The sequence below is a fragment of the Streptomyces cacaoi genome (assembly GCF_006539165.1).
Lineage (GTDB): Bacteria > Actinomycetota > Actinomycetes > Streptomycetales > Streptomycetaceae > Streptomyces > Streptomyces cacaoi.
In genome coordinates, this window is sequence record NZ_BJMM01000122.1 from 1 (window position 1) to 682 (window position 682).

Here is a 682-nt window from a genome sequence, read left to right on the forward strand (position 1 = left end):
GTCCACCGACTCACGCACCAGCACCACACGCACCAACGGACCCGTCCGCAGATCGAACGGACGCACCGCCTCCTCCCGCAGAACCTCCGCCGTCCCGGCGGCCCCCGGCTCCACCACCCGCACCGGCACCTCACCGCCGGCCCGGATGTACTGCACCCCGTGGCCGTCCCGCGAACCGAACACCGTCCGCAGGGCCTCGTGCCTGCCGACGAGGGCGTTCAGCGCGGTGCGCAGCGCCTCGGTGTCCAGCTCACCGGTCAGGCGCAGGGCGGCGGCGATGTTGTACTCGATGCTGCCGGGCGCGAAGTCCTCCAGGAACCACAGGCGCTCCTGCGCGAAGGACAGGGGCAGGGGTGTGCCGTCCTCCCGAGCGACCGGGGTGATGCCGTCCTCGCTGTCCGTCGCGGCCATGTCTCCCCGGCCCAGGACGGCCGCCAGCCCGGCCACCGTCGGGGCGTCGAACAGGGCACGCGGCGACAGTTCGACGGAGAAGGCCGAGCGCATGCGCGAGGCCACCTTCAGGCTGGAGATGGAGTCACCGCCGAGCGCGAAGAAGTCGTCGTGCACCCCGACCCGGTCGGCACCCAGTACCTCGGCCCAGATGTCGCACAGCAGCCGCTCGACCTCGGTCCGTGGCGCGACATACTCCACCCCCGCACCGGCCTCCGGCTCCGGCAGCGCG

Annotated in this window: 1 protein-coding gene; it reads right to left on the reverse strand. The window is 72.9% G+C overall.

The features are described 5' to 3' along the window. Positions 1–682, reverse strand: a 682-nt coding sequence (locus SCA03_RS34325) for a condensation domain-containing protein (protein WP_141275879.1), incomplete at both ends; no start/stop codon positions are given.